Consider the following 16,191-nt stretch of genomic DNA (forward strand, 5'->3'; position numbering starts at 1 on the left):
TCGGGCGCGCCGTGGATACTGGAGCAGTGAACCCGCTGAGCGCGCTGCGCACTCGCATGAGCGACGCCCTCTTCGGCATGGTCGCCGGCCCGGAGGGCCCTGTGGCCCGGGAACGCATCCACACGACCCCGGGGCCCCGGTGGTTCCCGCCGGGGAGCCCCGTGCACCGCGTGCACGGCGACGCCTCGATGTACGTCGGCGGGATCCGGGCGCTCCTCCTGCAGTCCCTGCACCCGCTGGCCATGGCCGCGGTCGACGACTTCTCCGACTTCCGCACCGACGTCTGGGGCCGGCTCGCCCGCACGAGCACCTTCCTCGCCGACACGACCTTCGGGACCGTCGAGCACGCGGAGCGCGCGGTCGCGATCGTCCGCGCCGTGCACACGCGGATCGCCGGGACCGCGCCCGACGGGCGGCCCTACCGTGCGGACGACCCGCACCTGCTCACCTGGGTGCACGTGGCCGAGGTGGACAGCTTCCTCACCGCGCACCAGCGCTTCGGGGCGCGGCCGTTGACCGATACCGAGAGCGACACGTACGTCGAGCAGACGTCCCTCGTGGCGAGGCGCCTCGGCGCCACCGACGTGCCGACGACGGTGGCGGGGCTGCGTGCGAGCATCGAGGGGTTCCGCCCCGAGCTCGCGAGCACCCCGGCGGCACGCGACGTCGCGCGCTTCCTCCTCGCGGACGCTCCCCTGCCCCGCCCGGCGAAGGTGCCGTACGCCGTGCTCACGCGTGCCGCGGTCGCGACCCTCCCGCGCTGGTCACGCGAGCCGCTCCGGCTGCCGGACTCACCGCGGTCCGACCGCACGATCGGCCGGGCGGCGGGACGTCTCGCGACGACGGGGCTGCGGTGGCTCAACGACGCGCAGCCCGACCTGCGGGCCGTGCCTCCGGCGCACCTGTAGGACGGCCGACCCGTCAGGTGGCAGGTCGCTCGTCCTCGACGTGCTGCGGCGCCGGCTGGTCCGGGTCGGGGCGCACGAGGTCGACGCGCTCCGGTGCGGCGTGCTTCGCGGTCCCGTCCGGTCCGCGGCTCTCCGCTGCGAGCCGGTCGGCGGCGTCCTTCGCCTGCTTGCTGCCCTTCGCGATGGCGCTGGCGTGCTTGCCGCCGGTCTTGGCGTTCACGAGCGCGCCACCCTTGTCGATGGCGGAGTCGATCGCGCTGTTGTGCTGGTGGGCGAGGTCGCCCGCCTGCTCCTTGGCCTTGCCGAGCGCCGCCTTCGCGTTGTCCATCAGACCCATGTCCGCGTCCTCCTCCCGCGACAGCCCGAGAGCTGTCGTCCTTGCCGCCCAAAGTACCCGTCGACACGGTGGTCCGCGCGGTACGGTGATCGCCGCCGCGCCTGGCCGACGCCGCGCGGCCGCACCGACCTGAAGGAACGACGTGTCTCCCGAGCTCTCCACGGCCCACCCCGCCGCACCGCCGGTCTCTCGCCGGCGGGCCGTCCTGGCGCTCGCGCTCCTGGCGGCCTCGACGTTCGTGTTCGTCACGGTCGAGAACATGCCTATCGGGCTGCTCACCCTCATGGCCCCGTCGCTCGGGACGACCGAGCCGATGATCGGGCTGCTCGTCACCGGGTACGCGGCCGTCGTCGCCCTCGCGTCCATCCCGCTGACACGCGCGACGATGCACGTGCCGCGCCGGTTGCTGCTGTGCTCCGCGCTCGCCCTGTTCGTCGTCGGCACGGTGGGTACCGCACTCGCGCCCACGTACCTCCTGCTGCTCGCCGCGCGCGTGCTCACGGCGCTCGCGCACTCGCTGTTCTGGGCGATCGTCGCGACCACGGCGGCATCCTTGTTCGAGCACGCGCTGCAGAGCCGCGTGGTGTCCCTGCTCTTCGCGGGCAGCTCGCTCGGCACCGTGCTGGGCATCCCGGCGATGACCGCGCTCGCGCTCCAGCACGGGTGGCGTCCCAGCTTCTTCGTCATGTCGGTGGTCGCCCTCGGGATCTTCGTCGGTCTCGCGGTGCTCGTCCCGGGCGGGCCCCGGAGCGCGGAGACGACGTCCGTCGGATCCCGCCCGGACCGTCGGACCTACTTCTCCGTGCTCTCCGCGACGGGCCTCGGTGTCACGGCGTACTTCGTCACCCAGACCTACGTCACCGTCTTCCTCACCGAGGCCAGCTCGCTGCCTGAGGCGCGCCTGGGCCTCGCGCTGCTCGCCGCCGGCGCGACGGGCGTCGCGGGGGTCGCGCTCGGCGGGTGGCTCACCCCCCGGTGGCCCGACGTGGCGATCGCGCTGCCGCTCGCGGTCGTCGGGGTGGCGATGGTCGGGGCGTACGTGCTGTCCACGAGCACCGTCGCGGTCGTCGCGTCCTTCGCCGTCGTGTCCCTGGCGTTCAGCGCCCTCGTCACGGCGATCCAGGTGCGACTGCTCGTCGTGGCGACGGGGAGCACCGACGTGGCGTCCGCCGCGAACGGGATGATGTTCAACCTCGGCATCGGCCTCGGCGCGCTGCTCGGCGGCCAGGTGGTGAGGCACGGCGACGTGCGGACGACGGCGCTCGTCTCGGCGGTGGGCATGGGCGTCGCGCTCGTGGTGTTCCTGCTCGGCCGGCACGGGGGCCGCGCCACCGCCCGCACGGGGACGGTGGTCGCGGCCCGTCCCGCGGACGCTCCGGCCGGCGCTGACGCCGGACGCTGACGTCGGGTCACGGACCTCGAGGGGTCACAGGACGTCGTCGTCCACCCAGTCGAACGTCCGCGTGACGGCCTTCTTCCACAGGCGGTACTGGCGTTCGCGCTCGTCGGAGCCCATGCCCGGGCTCCAGCGCTGCCCCTCGTTCCAGTTGTCGCGGACGTCCTGCTCCCCGTCCCAGAACCCGACGGCGATGCCGGCCGCGTAGGCGGCCCCGAGCGCGGTGGTCTCGGCGACCTGCGGGCGCACGACGTCGACGTCGAGCATGTCGGCCTGGAACTGCATGAGCAGCTCGTTGGCCACCATGCCGCCGTCGACCCGCAGCTCGGTGAGGTCCACGCCGGAGTCGGCGTTCATCGCGTCGAGGACCTCGCGGGTCTGGAACGCGGTCGCCTCGAGCGCGGCACGGGCGATGTGGTTCTGGTTGACGTACCGGGTGAGCCCGACGAGCGCTCCGCGCGCGTCCGGGCGCCAGTGCGGGGCGTACAGGCCGGAGAACGCAGGGACGAAGTACGCGCCACCGTTGTCGTCGACCTTGCTCGCCAGGTACTCGACGTCCTGGGCGTCCGGGAACAGCCCGAGGTTGTCCCGCAGCCACTGCACGAGCGAGCCCGTCACCGCGATGGATCCCTCGAGTGCGTACACCTGCGGCTGGTCGCCGATCTTGTAGCAGACGGTCGTGAGCAGCCCGTTCTTGCTCGCCACCGGCTCCGTGCCCGTGTTGAGGAGCATGAAGTTGCCCGTGCCGTAGGTGTTCTTGGCGGTCCCCACCTCGAAGCACGCCTGCCCGAAGGTGGCGGCCTGCTGGTCCCCGAGGATCCCGGCGATCGGCACCCCGGGGAGCATCCCGCGGTTGCGGCCCTTGCCGTAGACCTCGGAGGACGACCGGATCTCGGGGAGCATCGACATCGGGATGCCCATGTCCTTCGCGATGTCCTCGTTCCACGTGAGGGAGTCGATGTTCATGAGCATCGTGCGTGACGCGTTCGTCACGTCCGTGACGTGCACGCCGCCCTCCGGACCGCCCGTCATGTTCCACAGGACCCACGAGTCCGTGGTCCCCATGAGGAGGTCGCCGCGCTCGGCGGCCTCGCGTGCGCCCTCGACGTTCTCGAGGATCCACATGACCTTCGGCCCGGCGAAGTAGGTCGCGAGCGGCAGGCCGACCGTCGCCTTGTACTTGTCCGGTCCTTCGTCGCCGCCGAGCTTGTCGACGATCTTCTGGGTCCGGGTGTCCTGCCAGACGATCGCGTTGTAGACGGGCTTGCCGGTGGTGCGGTCCCACACCACCGCGGTCTCGCGCTGGTTGGTGATGCCGACGGCGGCGATGTCGGTGTGCGTGACGTCCCCGCGGGTCAGGGCGAGCCCGACCGCCTCCCGGACGTTGCTCCAGATCTGCTCGGCGTCGTGCTCCACCCACCCGGCGCGCGGGAAGATCTGGTCGTGCTCGAGCTGCCCGACGGAGTGGACGGTGCCCTCGTGCGTGAAGACGATCGCGCGGGAGCTCGTGGTGCCCTGGTCGATGGCCAGGACGTACTTGTCAGTCATGGTGCTTCCTTCACGTCGTCGTGAGCAGGGCAGGGTCGTGCGAGGTCAGAAGAACGCGGTAGCGGCCACACCGCCGAGCGCACCGCCGACGACCGGGCCGACGATGGGCACCCACGCGTACGACCAGTCGCTCGAGGACTTGCCGGGGATCGGCAGGAGGGCGTGCACGATGCGCGGGCCGAGGTCACGCGTGGGGTTGATGGAGTACCCCGTCGGACCGCCCAGCCCGGCGCCGATGATGATCACGAGGAGCGCCACGGGCAGGGGCCCGAGCTCGTGCGGCGAGGCTGCGACGGCGAGGATGACGAACACGAGGACGAACGTCGCGATGACCTCGGTGAGGAAGTTCCACCCGTACGCGCGGATGGCCGGGGTCGTCGCGAACAGCCCGACGGTCTGGGTGCCGGGCTTGACGGCGTCGAAGTGCTTCTTGTACGCGAGGTACGCGAGGACGGCGCCGAGGATCGCTCCGAGGAGCTCTCCGGCGAAGTACACGAGCGTGTTCCCCAGGGTGATGGGGAGCGCGGCGGTGCCGCCGAAGTTCTCCTGGTCCCCGGTGATCATCCCGATCGTCACCGCGGGGTTGAGGTGCGCCCCTGACTTCTGGGCAACCCACACCCCGGAGAACACCGCGAGACCCCAGCCGACGGTGATCATGTGGATCCCGCCGCCGGTGCCCTTCGTCGTGGTGAGCACGACGTTGGCGACCACCCCGGTGCCGAGCAGGATGAGCACGAGCGTGCCCATCACCTCGGCGAAGAAGACTGCTGCCACTGAACCGTCCACGTACGTCCTTTCCTCAGGTCCCGGCGGGACCGGCCGCGGCGCGGCTGTCCGTGGGCGAGCCGGGCTTGTTGCCGCCACCTGTCCCGTGCGTACCGGGCTCGTCGGCCGCGGCGTCCTCGGGGTCGAGGGAGGCGAGCGGGACGAGCGGCGCGATGTCCTCCACCGAGAGCCGGGCCACCTCGGCCGCGACGTCGTCGGGCTCGAGCTCCGCGCGTGCCTCGGCGTCGGCCCGCGCGGTGTACGCGGCGACCTCGGCGAGCCGTGCGTCCTCGTCCCAGCCGAGGCCGTCGGCGGCGATCCGGGAGATCTCGTCGAGCGCGGCCACACCCCGGTCCGGCACCTCGTACTGCAGCCGGGTGCGGTGCACGACGATGTCCTCGAGGTGCACGGCGCCCTCGTGGCTCACCGCGTAGGCGATCTCGGCGCGCAGGTAGGCGGGTGCGTGCTCGAGCGGTGCCGCGAGGCCCGGGTCCTGCTCGCACAGCGCGACGATGTCGGCGAGGAGGGAGCCGTACCGGTGCAGCAGGTGGTCGACGAGCACGGGAGTCCAGCCGTACGTCGCGGCGTGCCGTCGGGCCCAGTTCTGCTGCACGCCGAGGCCGACCGCCCCGACGAGCGGGACCTCGGCGGTGATCGAGGGCCGGGCGCGGGCACCCTTGCCGAGGGCGAAGTCGACCGCGTCGCGGGCCATCACCCGGTAGGTGGTGAGCTTTCCGCCCGCGATGACGGTCAGGCCGGGTGTGGGGGAGGCGACCGTGTGCTCGCGGGAGACCTTCGCCGACGAGGTCCCCGCCTTCGTGCCCGGCTGCAGCAGGGGGCGCAGCCCTGCCCAGGTGCCGATGACGTCGTCGCGGGTGAGGGGGTCGGCGAGGACGGTGTTGGCGCGCTCGAGGACGTACTCGATGTCGGCGGCCGTCGCCACGGGATGCTGCAGCTGCTGCTCCCAGGGCGTGTCCGTCGTGCCGATGACCCAGTAGCGGGACCACGGGATGACGAAGAGGACGGACTTCTCGGTCTGCAGGATCAGCCCGACCTTCCCCCGGATGCGCTCGCGGGGCACGACGACGTGCACGCCCTTCGAGGCGAGCACCTGCAGGCCGCCGTCGGCTCCGGCGAGGGCCTCGGTCTCCTCGGTCCACACGCCGGTCGCGTTGATGACGTTGCGCGCTCGGACGGGGAACTGCTCGCCCGTCTCGAGGTCGGCGAGCACGGCGCCGTCGACGCGACCGCTCGCATCCTTCGTGATCTCCACGACCTGGGTGCGGCTCGCGGCGCTCGCGCCGTGGGAGGCGGCGGTGCGCACGAGGGTCACGACGAGCCGGGCATCGTCGACGGAGGCGTCCCAGTAACGGATGGCGCCGATCGCGGCGTCGTGCCGGAGGTCGGGGAAGAGGGCGGCCATGCCCTTGCGGGTGACGTGCCGGTGCAGGGGCAGGGCCCGCTTGCCGGGGGAGAGGCTCGCGAGGGTGTCGTAGAGCGTCACGCCCGCGCCGACGTAGCCGCGTTCCCAGAGCCGGTGCTCGAGCGGGTAGAGGAAGGAGACGGGCCGCACGAGGTGCGGAGCGAGGCGCGTGATGAGCAGGTCCCGCTCGGTGAGTGCCTCGTGCACGAGCGCGAAGTCGAGCATCTGGAGGTAGCGCAGCCCACCGTGGACGAGCTTGCTCGAGCGGCTCGACGTGCCCGAGGCCCAGTCCTGCGCCTCGACGACGGCCGTGCTCAGACCGCGGGTGACGGCGTCGAGGGCGATGCCCGCTCCGGTGACACCCCCGCCGATGACGAGGACGTCGAGCGGCTCGCCGGTCGCGGTCTCCCGCAGCGTCTCGAGGGAGCGGGCGCGGGTGGCGGTGGTGAGCCTCGACGAGGTTCCTGACGTGGACATGATCACCTCTCGCTCGCTCCGGCACGACGTGCCTCCACAGTGCCACATGTTGAGACAGATCTCGCGGGGACTTCCGGCCCAGGGCCGTGAGCAGCGAGGAGACGGTCTACGGAGTGGGTACGTATGCAACCGACCGAGTATGTGCGCTATCTTGCGACGATGAGCGCAGCCCCCCGGCCCTTCTCCGTCCGTCCCGCGCTGCCCCGCGACGTCCGCGCGATACGGAGGCTCGTCGAGCCCTACGCGCAGGAGCGCATCCTCATCGCCAAGGAGGCGGTCGCCTACTACGAGGCCGTGCAGGAGTTCCTCGTCGCGGAGGGGACGGGCGACGGCGCGGCAGAGACGATCGGGTGCGGAGCGCTGCACGTCATGTGGGAGGACCTCGCCGAGATCCGCACCGTCGCTGTCGCTCCCGGGTGGCTCGGCGAGGGGGTCGGGCACGCGCTCGTCGAAGGGCTCCTCGAGCGCGCGCGGCACATCGGTCTCGAGCGCGTGTTCTGCCTCACCTTCGAGGTCGACTTCTTCGCCCGGCACGGGTTCCGGGAGATCCGGGGGACACCCGTCGAGCCCACGGTCTACGCCGAGCTGCTCCGCTCGCACGACGACGGCGTCGCGGAGTTCCTCGACCTCGCTCGGGTCAAGCCGAACACCCTGGGCAACACGAGGATGCTCATCGATCTCTGACCGGGCTCCCAGCGCCCGGCGACCGCGCACCCGGGCACGACGCACGGCCGCCGCGCACGGGCACGGCGCACGGGCACGGCGCACGGGCACGGCGCCGTCACTCCGGGAGGTGGTACGTGTCGCCGGTCTGCTCGACGAGCCCGTCCTCGACGAGCCCGGCGACGCACCGGCGCAGCTGGGCGGCATCGGACCACGCTGCCTCCACCCGCGCCCGCGAGACCGGTCCGTCAGCAGCGCGCAGCACGCTCAGCACCCGGCCCCGGGCCTGGCGGTCGGTGCCCACCCAGGCCTGCGTGCGGCGTCGGGCAGCGTGCTCGTCCGGGGGGTAGCCCGCAGCCCGCCACGCGCACCGCGCAGCGACGGGGCAGACGCCGCAGCGCGGAGCGCGGGCCGTGCAGACGACGGCGCCGAGCTCCATCGACGCCGCTGCCCACAGTGCCGCCGCCGCGTCGTCGGCGGGGACGAGCGAGGCCGCGAGGCCGGACTCGCGGGCCGTGAGCGACGGCGGCGGCGCTGCGACGCCGTGCACCGTCCGGGCGATGACGCGCCGGACGTTGGTGTCGAGCACGACGGCCCTGCGGCCGAACGCGAACGCGAGCACCGCTCCCGCCGTGTACGGACCGACGCCCGGAAGGCCCAGCAGGCTCTCCAGGTCGTCGGGGACCACCCCGCCATGCTGCTCGACGACGGCGCGGGCGCACTCCTGCAGGCGCAGGGCCCGGCGCGGGTAACCGAGCGAGCCCCACGCGCGCAGGACAACGGAGGTGCGGGCCGAGGCGAACGCTGCAGGGGTGGGCCACCGGGCCATCCACTCGAGCCACACCGGTGCCACCCGCGCGACAGGAGTCTGCTGGGACATCACCTCGCTCACGAGGACCCCCCAGGGCGTGCGGTCGGTGGCGCGCCACGGCAGGTCGCGCGCCTCGCTCGCGAACCAGTCGGCAAGCTCCGCCTGGAGCCCCGGCACGTCGAGCGGCTCACCGGGGTCAGGCACCGGAGACCGGACGGAGATGGAAGAAGACGGCACCGGTCAAGTATCGGGCGTCCCGAGGTCCCGGTCCGCGGACCGGGGGAGATGCTTGAATGGCCCCCATGATCGAGGACGAGTCCGCCCCGACCTCCCGGAGCAGCCCCGTCGGCCCACGTGGCAGCGACGCCCCCCGCGCCGCCGGGGCCTCGCGCACAGCAGTGTTCGCCGTCGTGTATCTCCTGGCGCTCGTCATCGGGCGGCAGACGGCGGTCGACGGCCTCAACCTCAGCCTCGTCTATCCCGCTGCGGGCGTGGCGGTCGTCTGGTTCGCCGCGGCGCGCCCCCGGGCCTGGGCGGTCGTGGACCACGTGCTCCTTCTGACCCTCACCGTGCTCGTCACGATGCTCAGCGGTGCGGACGCCGGGCTGGCATCCTCCCTCGCCCTGTCCATCGTCGTGCAGGTCGGCGTCTTCCGCGTCTGCGCGCGTGCCGCCGCGCCGGGGACAGGCATCCGCCTGGTCCGCCGTCACGAGGCGTTCTGGCTGATGTCGGCGGCGGTCGTGAGCAGCGTCGCGGCGGCCGCGGTGGGGCTGGGTGCCGTCGCGGTCCTCGGGGGCCAGGTCACGTGGCTCACCGTGGGGATGTTCGTCATGCGGAACACCGTGAGCGTCCTGCTCATCGCCAGCGTCGGGTTCCAGCTCTCCCGGTCCCTCGGGGGACCGGGAGGTGGCGGCGAGGAACAGGCACGGGTGAAGGTGTGGCCCACGGGCTGGTCGGCGCTCGAGCTCGCGCTCGCCGTCGTCGCGTCGGCGCTCGCGTACACCCTGGCGTTCACGACGCTCGCGGACGTCCCCGTGGCGTTCGGGCTCATTCCGGTGACCGTGTGGGTGGCTCTGCGGTTCACCACGACGATCGCGACCCTGCACACCCTCGTCGTCGGGGTCGCTGCGTGCATCTTCACGCTGGAGGGCTGGGGGCCGTTCGCTCAGGTGGAGGACGGCATCGCCAGGGCGCTGCTCGTCCAGGCGTTCGTCGGCGTGACGACCGTCGTGGGACTGACGATCTCGCTCAACCGGGACGAGCGGGACCGTCTCCTCTCCCAGGTTCGCCGCCAGGCGGATGACGCGGCGGTCGACGCCGTCCGGCTCGAGCGCCTCGCCCGGGCGTCGTCCGCCGTCGCGACCGCGGACGACGCCCGGCAGGCGGTGTGCGCTGCCGTGCTCGACATCACCGACGCCGACGGCGCGTACCTCATGGAGCTGGACGGCCTCGGCAACGTCGTCTCGACCGCTGTGGTCGGGGTGGAGATGCCCGCGCTGCGGATCCCGTTGTCGGAACCGTCCCGCACCGCCGAGGTGCTGCGCACCGGCCGGTGGGTCCTCGTGCCGGACCTCAGCGAGGACGAGAAGGTGTCGGCACAGGTCCGTGCGGCGCTCGGCACCAACGCGGCGGCGTGCTTCCCGGTGCTGTCGCGCGGTGGCGCCCCGGCCGTCGGCGTCCTGTGCATGACGTGGCACCACCGGGTCGACGCCATCGCGCCCCACGTGCTCCACATGATCGAGACGCTCGCGGGGGAGGCTGCGCACGCGATCGAGCGCGGCGCGCTGCTCGCCCGGCTCGAGGACGCGGCCGGACGCGACGCACTCACCGGGCTCGTGAACCGCCGTGGGTGGGACGCCGCGGTCGAGAAGGCGATGGCCGACGCGCGCCGCACCCGGACGCCGCTCGCGTTCGCGCTCATCGATCTCGACCACTTCAAGACGTACAACGACACCTACGGGCACGCGGCCGGGGACGGCCTGCTCCGGGAGTTCTCCGGGCGCGCCGCCACGCTCGTGCGTGAGGTGGATGTCGTCGCGCGCTGGGGTGGCGAGGAGTTCGCCGTGGTCCTGCCGGACTGCACGCTCACCGAGGCGGTGGACGTGCTCGAGCGCCTGCGGGACGCGGTGCCCGGGGGGCAGACGTGCACCGTCGGGATCGCCGCCTGGGAGCCCGGGGTGACGGCAGGCGAGGTGATGCAGCGCGCGGACGCCGCGCTCTACGCGGGCAAGGAGCGGGGCAGGGACCGGGTCGTCGTGCACGACGCGACCGTCGCGGGCATGGCCTCTGCGACCACGGGGCGTTCGGCAGGTGGCACGCTCCCGGGGAGGTGACGGCTCCTCGCCCTCGCCGTGGAGCACAATGAGCGGATGGACAACGACGCGGCTGGCAGGGGCGGGGCGGGGCGGCCCGGTGCACGACCGACCGGTTCCCGCCCGCCGGGGTCACGGGGTCCTGCCCCGCGCCCCCGGGCGGGTCAACCGCCCGCCTCGGCTGCTGCGGCCCCCCGGGTGCGGCGACCCATGGGTGGGCCGCCGCGCCCGGGAGGGCCGTCCGGGCCCGGCCCCGGCACCTTCCTGCGGCGCCGCGTGCTCGTCGCGGTGCTGGCACTCGCTGTCCTCGGTGCGCTCGTCGCCGGGACGGTCACCCTCGTGGGCTGGGCGACGCGGTCGCAGGCGAGCGACGAGCCGGCGGCGCCCGAGGCCAGCCCCACCGCCGCGGCGCCCGTGACGGACTGTGCCGCCGCTGAGCTCCAGCTCGCCCTGACGCTGCCGGGCGCGACGGTTGCCGTCGGTGACTCCGTGGGGTTCGAGGTGAGCCTTTCGCACAGCGGCCCGGTGGCCTGCACCGTCGACGCTGGCCGCACGGCGCGCGAGCTCGTCATCACCTCCGGCACGGACCGGATCTGGTCCAGCGCAGACTGTGACACGGCGGGCCCGCGGATGCTGCTCCTCGCGCCGGGCGACCGGGACACCGAGACGGTCGAGTGGGCGACCCAGCGGTCGGCGCCCGAGTGCGCAGGTGACCTACCCGGCATCGGCGCGGGCACCTACCAGGCCGTCGTGACCACCCAGGGTGTCTCGTCCTCCGCGGTGACGTTCACCGTCGAGAGCTGAGCGGCTCGCACGAGGGCGCTCAGTCGTCACGCCCAGTCGTCACGCTCAGCCGTCACGCCCAGCGCTCACGCTCGGACGTAGCGCTCACGCTCGGACGTCACGCTCGAGCTCAGACGTCACGCTCGAGCTCAGACGTAGCGTTCGAGCTCAGACGTAACGCTCGAGGATGCTCGACTCCGCGAGGCGGGAGAGACCTTCGCGGACGGCCCGTGCGCGCTGCTCGCCCACGCCGTCGACCATCATGAGCTCCTCGACGGTGGCCGCGAGGAGCTTCTGGAGCCCTCCGAAGTGGCTGACGAGCCGGGTGACGACCGGGGCCGGCAGGCGCGGCACCTTCGACAGGAGGCGGTAACCGTGCGGGGCGACCGCGGCGTCGAGCGCCTCCCCGCCGCCGGGCAGGCCGAGCGTCCGGCCGATGAGGCTGAGGTCGAGGAGCTCGGTGGAGTCGAGCTCCGAGAGGCTCGCGAGCACGTCCTCGACCGAGTGGTCCTTGCGGCCGACCTCGACGTAGTCGCGGATGACGAACTCGCGGTCCGAGCCCAGCCCGCCGATGAGCTCGTCGAGCTGCAGGGCGAGCAGGCGCCCGTCCGTCCCCAGCTCGACGACGTAGCCGGCGATCTCCTCCGAGATCCGGCCGACCATCTCGAGACGCTGCACCACCGCGCAGACGTCGCGCACGGTGACGAGGTCCTCGATCTCCAGCGCGGACAGGGTGCCGCTCACCTCGTCGAGGCGGGCCTTGTAGCGCTCGAGGGTCGCGAGCGCCTGGTTGGCGCGGGACAGGATGGTGTCGGAGTCCTCGAGCACGTAGCGCGAGCCGCTGACGTAGAGGGCGACGATCCGCATCGACTGGCTCACGGAGATCACGGGGAAGCCGGTCTGCTTCGCGACGCGCTCGGCGGTGCGGTGCCGGGTACCCGACTCGGTGGTCTCGATCGTCGGGTCGGGCAGCAGCTGGACGGCTGCTCGCAGGATCCGGCTTGCCTCGCGGTCGAGGACGATCGCACCGTCCATCTTGGCGAGCTCCCGGAGGCGGGTCGCGGCGAACTCGACGTCGAGGACGAAGCCACCGGAGCTGATGGTCTCGACGGTGTCGTCGAAGCCGAGCACGATGAGGGCGCCGGTGCGCCCACGCAGGATCCGTTCGAGCCCGTCGCGCAGCTCGGTGCCGGGTGCGACGGCTGCGAGGGTCTCGCGGAGGAGTTCGTCGATGTGCGCGGGGGAGTTGGCCACGGGACGAATCCTACGCGCCGACGGCCGCGGCGGGGCGGGCGACCGTCTGGGTGAGTCGGACGGCCTCGGCGAGGTTGGCGGACGGCAGGAGGGTCATGCCCGCAGGGGCGGGACCCGCTGTTCCTGCCGGGACGACCGCTCGGGTGAATCCGAGCCGTGCCGCCTCGCTCAGGCGCCGGGAGATGCCCGTCACGGCGCGGAGCTCCCCGGCGAGCCCGACCTCACCGATGGCGATGGTGCCCACCGGTACGGGCCTGTTCTCGAGTGCGCTCAGCGTGGCGAGGGCGATGGCGAGGTCGGCGGCGGGCTCGGACACCCGGGCCCCGCCGATCGTCGAGACGTGGACGTCCGCGTCGGACAGCTTGGCCCCGAGGTGGCGGTGCACCACGGCGAGGATCATCGCGAGCCGGCTCGAGTCGATACCGCTCGTCGTCCGGCGGGGGTTGGCCAGCGGGCTCGGGACGACGAGCGACTGGATCTCCAACGCCAGCGGGCGGCGTCCCTCGAGCGTGACGGTGACGCACGTGCCCGGCACGGCGAGGTTGATGTGGGACAGGAACAGGCCGCTCGGGTCTGCCAGGCCGCGGATGCCGTCCTCGGTGAGCTCGAAGCACCCCACCTCGTCCGTCGGGCCGTACCGGTTCTTCACGGCGCGCACCATCCGCAGGCGCGAGTGGCGGTCGCCCTCGAACTGGCACACGACGTCGACGAGGTGCTCGAGGGTGCGGGGGCCGGCGACCGAACCGTCCTTGGTGACGTGCCCGACGAGGATCACCGGCATGTTGCGGTCCTTCGCGACCGCGATGAGCGCGGCGGCGACCTCGCGGACCTGGCTCACGCCCCCGGGTGAGCCGTCGACCTGTGCGGACGCGACGGTCTGGACCGAGTCGACGATGAGCAGGTCCGGCTCGGCCGCCTCCACCTGTCCGAGAACGAGGCCGAGGTCCGTCTCTGCAGCGAGGAGCAGCCCGGGTGCGAGGGCGTCGATGCGCTCCGCGCGCAACCTCACCTGACCGGCCGACTCCTCCCCGGTGATGTAGAGGACCCGGCGCCCACCGCGCGCGGCCGTGCTCGCGACGTCGAGCAGGAGGGTCGACTTGCCCACGCCGGGCTCGCCGGCGAGCAGGACGACGGCGCCGGGCACGAGGCCACCACCGAGGACCCGGTCGAACTCGCTGATCCCCGTCGGCGTGGCCTTCGCCGTGTCGACGTCGATCTCGCCGATCGGCCGCGCGAGGTTCCGCGTCGGGGCGCTGGCCACCGTCCGGGGGCCGGTCGCCGCAGCGCCGACCTCGGAGACCGAGCCCCACTCCTGGCACTCGCCGCACCGTCCCGCCCACTTCGACGTCGTCCACCCGCACTCGGAGCAGCGGTAGCCGGGCTTGCTGGTCCGCGCGGTCGCGCGCGACGCGGTGGTGCTCGAGGAGGCCATGAGCGGGACGGTACCGGGGACCACCGACACGGACCCGCGGGCGGTCCCGCTTCCCGACGGACGCCACCCGTAGGCTGGGCGCGACCGTGCGGGGCCCACCGCCGAGTGGACGAGGAGAACGATGAGCGAGCACGACGACCGGCCAGCACGTCCGGCGCGGCCCTGGTCCGAGCGGGAGCAGCCGGGGGGCGGGGCCGCAGGGCCCGGCGCGCCGGGCGCGGGCGCGGTCACGGCGCCGCGACCGGAGATCTCGCGGCTGCGCGGTGCCACCGATCCGACGGTGGCTGCTGCGGCGGCGCTCGATCGGGCCCCTGCGACCGCCGGGGCGGAGTCCGACGACGACGTCGCGACCCGCCGTCGTGCGCTGCCCGGCCCCGTATGGATGTGGTGGGTGCTCGGGGTGGCCGTGCTCGCGGCCGTCGGTGCCGGGGTGTACCTCGCGCTGTCCGGCGGCGAGGAAGCCGAGCCCGCGCCCACCGTCACGGTCGAGGCCCCGCCGCCCGTCCCCGACGTCGAGCCTGTCGAGCGGGGCGAGGGGTCCGCGCTGTTCCTCGCCCTGCCGGCGTCGGTGCGGCAGTACTCCCTCCGGTCGATCGTCCCGTCCGAGACGCATGCGGCGAGCGGCGCGCTCGAGGGGTACGACCTCACGTACACGGGGAAGCTCGACGGCGTGGAGGCGTCCTTCGCGGTGACGGTCGCGCAGTGGGCCACGCCGGAGGAGGCGGCGGCCGCCGCCGCCGGGCTCGCTGCTCAGGTCGGTGAGGCGACGGACTCGGGCGAGGTCATGGTCGGGGACGTCGTCACCGGCAGCTACGTCATCGCCGGCTCGGAGGGGGAGATCGGCTCGGCGGTGTGGACGAACGGCAGCGTGCTCGTCCAGGTCGCCGGGCCCGGGCAGGACGTCGAGAACGTCTACCGCGCATACGGCTTCTGATGGCAGCTGCCGGGCGTCCCCCCGGGATGAACGACGTCGCGCGCGCGGCCGGGGTCTCGCACCAGACGGTCTCACGGGTGCTCAACGACCACCCCAACGTGCGACCGGAGACACGTGACCGGGTCCTGACGGCGATCGCCGACCTCGGGTACCGGCGGAACATGTCCGCGCGGGCTCTCGTGACGCGCCGCTCGGGCACGATCGGGGTCGTCACCACGGGGTCCTACCTCTTCGGCCCGTCGAGGACCCTCGTCGCGATCGAGGAGGCGGCCCGGGAGGCGGGCTACTTCCTCACCGTCGCGACGCTGAGGGTCCTGGACGCGCCCTCGATGAACGACGCCCTCGAGCACTTCATGGGCCAGGCGGTCGAGGGCATCGTCGTCATCGCACCGCACGCGGACGTCGTCGACGCCCTGCGGGCGTTCGACGACCGGCTGCCGATGGTCGTCGTCGCGTCGATCCCGGACCCGCCGGAGAGCGTCACCACGGTGTTCGTCGACCAGGAGCTCGGCGCGCGCCTCGTCGTGCGCCACCTCGCCGGGCTCGGGCACCGGGAGGTGGTGCACGTGACAGGTCCGCGGGACTGGCTGGACGCGGCAGCGCGCGTCGCCGGGTGGGAGGCCGAGTCCCGGGACCTCGGGCTCGACCTGCGGGAGCCGGCCGCGGCGGACTGGTCCGCCGACCAGGGGTTCGAGGTGGGGCGGCGGCTCGTGCAGGAGGGTGTGCCGACAGCGGTCTTCGCGGCCAACGACCAGCTCGCGCTGGGGCTGCTGCGAGCGTTCCACGAGGCAGGGCTCCGGGTGCCCGACGACGTGAGCGTCGTCGGGTTCGACGACATCCCCGGCTCCGCCCACTTCATCCCGCCGCTGACGACGGTCCGCCAGGGCTTCCACCGGCTCGGCACCCGCATCATCGAGACGCTCCTGCGCGTCCTCGACGACGGCTCGGCCGCGCCGTCGGTCTCTGCGCCCGCGCTCGTCGTGCGCTCCAGCACCGGCCCGCCCCGGGCGTGAGACGCCGCTGTGGTGGGGCCCGCGACGCGGGTGGTCGGCTGCCTGGTCCGAGCGGGTTCCCTGCGGCGCGGCGCGGCGACGAGGGGTTGACACGGACCGGATTGTGAACGCTAACATCGTGGTTCGACGACGGGG

The 16,191-nt window shown here is 73.2% G+C and carries 14 protein-coding genes; 7 read left to right on the plus strand and 7 right to left on the minus strand.

Annotated elements, in window-relative coordinates:
- The first annotated feature begins 26 nt into the window (after nt 1-26).
- Nucleotides 27-908 (plus strand): oxygenase MpaB family protein, encoded by an 882-nt coding sequence (locus AC2AXK_RS11720; protein WP_484345559.1) that lies wholly within the window; start codon nt 27-29, stop codon nt 906-908.
- 13 nt (nt 909-921) lie between these two features.
- Here the strand turns inward: AC2AXK_RS11720 and AC2AXK_RS11725 are convergent, their stop codons facing one another.
- A complete protein-coding gene (locus AC2AXK_RS11725; protein WP_484345560.1) occupies nt 922-1,245 on the minus strand; it encodes an antitoxin in 324 nt (107 codons plus the stop codon).
- A gap of 142 nt (nt 1,246-1,387) precedes the next feature.
- Between AC2AXK_RS11725 and AC2AXK_RS11730 the strand changes: the two genes are divergently transcribed.
- Complete coding sequence (locus AC2AXK_RS11730; protein ID WP_484345561.1) at nt 1,388-2,647, plus strand: MFS transporter; 1,260 nt, start codon at nt 1,388-1,390, stop codon at nt 2,645-2,647.
- Nucleotides 2,648-2,671: 24 nt separating this feature from the next.
- Here the strand turns inward: AC2AXK_RS11730 and glpK are convergent, their stop codons facing one another.
- Genes glpK through AC2AXK_RS11745 form a run of 3 tightly spaced genes read right to left on the minus strand, consistent with a single transcriptional unit; the run spans nt 2,672 to nt 6,854 of the window.
- A complete protein-coding gene (gene glpK, locus AC2AXK_RS11735; RefSeq protein ID WP_484345562.1) occupies nt 2,672-4,189 on the minus strand; it encodes a glycerol kinase GlpK in 1,518 nt (505 codons plus the stop codon).
- 45 nt (nt 4,190-4,234) lie between these two features.
- The gene (locus AC2AXK_RS11740) at nt 4,235-4,975 is read right to left on the minus strand and encodes an MIP/aquaporin family protein (protein WP_484345563.1); all 741 of its coding nucleotides are present in this window, start codon (nt 4,973-4,975) and stop codon (nt 4,235-4,237) included.
- A gap of 13 nt (nt 4,976-4,988) precedes the next feature.
- On the minus strand, nt 4,989-6,854 hold the full coding sequence (locus tag AC2AXK_RS11745) for a glycerol-3-phosphate dehydrogenase/oxidase (RefSeq protein ID WP_484345564.1): 1,866 nt from the start codon (nt 6,852-6,854) through the stop codon (nt 4,989-4,991).
- A gap of 159 nt (nt 6,855-7,013) precedes the next feature.
- On the opposite strand from AC2AXK_RS11745, the gene AC2AXK_RS11750 reads away from it, so the two are divergent.
- Nucleotides 7,014-7,538, plus strand: a complete 525-nt coding sequence (locus AC2AXK_RS11750; protein WP_484345565.1) for an amino-acid N-acetyltransferase — start codon at nt 7,014-7,016, stop codon at nt 7,536-7,538.
- Nucleotides 7,539-7,635: 97 nt separating this feature from the next.
- Here the strand turns inward: AC2AXK_RS11750 and AC2AXK_RS11755 are convergent, their stop codons facing one another.
- A complete protein-coding gene (locus AC2AXK_RS11755) occupies nt 7,636-8,565 on the minus strand; it encodes an HhH-GPD family protein (RefSeq protein ID WP_484345566.1) in 930 nt (309 codons plus the stop codon).
- Between the two features lie 65 nt (nt 8,566-8,630).
- Between AC2AXK_RS11755 and AC2AXK_RS11760 the strand changes: the two genes are divergently transcribed.
- Both AC2AXK_RS11760 and AC2AXK_RS11765 read left to right on the plus strand, forming a co-directional pair.
- Entirely contained in the window at nt 8,631-10,661 is a 2,031-nt protein-coding gene (locus AC2AXK_RS11760; RefSeq protein WP_484345567.1) for a GGDEF domain-containing protein, read from the plus strand.
- A gap of 189 nt (nt 10,662-10,850) precedes the next feature.
- Nucleotides 10,851-11,444 (plus strand): hypothetical protein, encoded by a 594-nt coding sequence (locus AC2AXK_RS11765; RefSeq protein ID WP_484345568.1) that lies wholly within the window; start codon nt 10,851-10,853, stop codon nt 11,442-11,444.
- A gap of 147 nt (nt 11,445-11,591) precedes the next feature.
- On the opposite strand, the gene disA is transcribed toward AC2AXK_RS11765, so the two are convergent.
- Together disA and radA are read right to left on the minus strand one after the other, a co-directional pair.
- A complete protein-coding gene (gene disA / locus AC2AXK_RS11770) occupies nt 11,592-12,677 on the minus strand; it encodes a DNA integrity scanning diadenylate cyclase DisA (RefSeq protein ID WP_484345569.1) in 1,086 nt (361 codons plus the stop codon).
- A gap of 10 nt (nt 12,678-12,687) precedes the next feature.
- Entirely contained in the window at nt 12,688-14,109 is a 1,422-nt protein-coding gene (gene radA, locus AC2AXK_RS11775) for a DNA repair protein RadA (protein ID WP_484345570.1), read from the minus strand.
- A 121-nt stretch (nt 14,110-14,230) separates the two neighbouring features.
- Here radA and AC2AXK_RS11780 point away from each other — a divergent pair, with 121 nt between their 5' ends.
- Nucleotides 14,231-15,043 (plus strand): hypothetical protein, encoded by an 813-nt coding sequence (locus AC2AXK_RS11780; RefSeq protein ID WP_484345571.1) that lies wholly within the window; start codon nt 14,231-14,233, stop codon nt 15,041-15,043.
- On the plus strand, nt 15,043-16,056 hold the full coding sequence (locus AC2AXK_RS11785) for a LacI family DNA-binding transcriptional regulator (protein ID WP_484345572.1): 1,014 nt from the start codon (nt 15,043-15,045) through the stop codon (nt 16,054-16,056). The genes AC2AXK_RS11780 and AC2AXK_RS11785 overlap by 1 nt, the downstream gene beginning before the upstream one ends.
- The last annotated feature ends 135 nt before the right edge of the window (nt 16,057-16,191 follow it).

The organism is Sanguibacter sp. Z6_81, assembly GCF_057180625.1.

What these genes read in the sequence shown, in the direction of transcription:
- AC2AXK_RS11725 (WP_484345560.1), bottom strand. Translation starts at nt 1,245, where the DNA reads ATGGGTCTGATGGACAACGCGAAGGCGGCGCTCGGCAAGGCCAAGGAG.
- glpK (WP_484345562.1), bottom strand. Translation starts at nt 4,189, where the DNA reads ATGACTGACAAGTACGTCCTGGCCATCGACCAGGGCACCACGAGCTCC.
- AC2AXK_RS11745 (WP_484345564.1), bottom strand. Translation starts at nt 6,854, where the DNA reads ATGTCCACGTCAGGAACCTCGTCGAGGCTCACCACCGCCACCCGCGCC.
- AC2AXK_RS11750 (WP_484345565.1), top strand. Translation starts at nt 7,014, where the DNA reads ATGAGCGCAGCCCCCCGGCCCTTCTCCGTCCGTCCCGCGCTGCCCCGC.
- AC2AXK_RS11760 (WP_484345567.1), top strand. Translation starts at nt 8,631, where the DNA reads ATGATCGAGGACGAGTCCGCCCCGACCTCCCGGAGCAGCCCCGTCGGC.
- AC2AXK_RS11765 (WP_484345568.1), top strand. Translation starts at nt 10,851, where the DNA reads ATGGGTGGGCCGCCGCGCCCGGGAGGGCCGTCCGGGCCCGGCCCCGGC.
- radA (WP_484345570.1), bottom strand. Translation starts at nt 14,109, where the DNA reads ATGGCCTCCTCGAGCACCACCGCGTCGCGCGCGACCGCGCGGACCAGC.
- AC2AXK_RS11780 (WP_484345571.1), top strand. Translation starts at nt 14,231, where the DNA reads ATGAGCGAGCACGACGACCGGCCAGCACGTCCGGCGCGGCCCTGGTCC.
- AC2AXK_RS11785 (WP_484345572.1), top strand. Translation starts at nt 15,043, where the DNA reads ATGGCAGCTGCCGGGCGTCCCCCCGGGATGAACGACGTCGCGCGCGCG.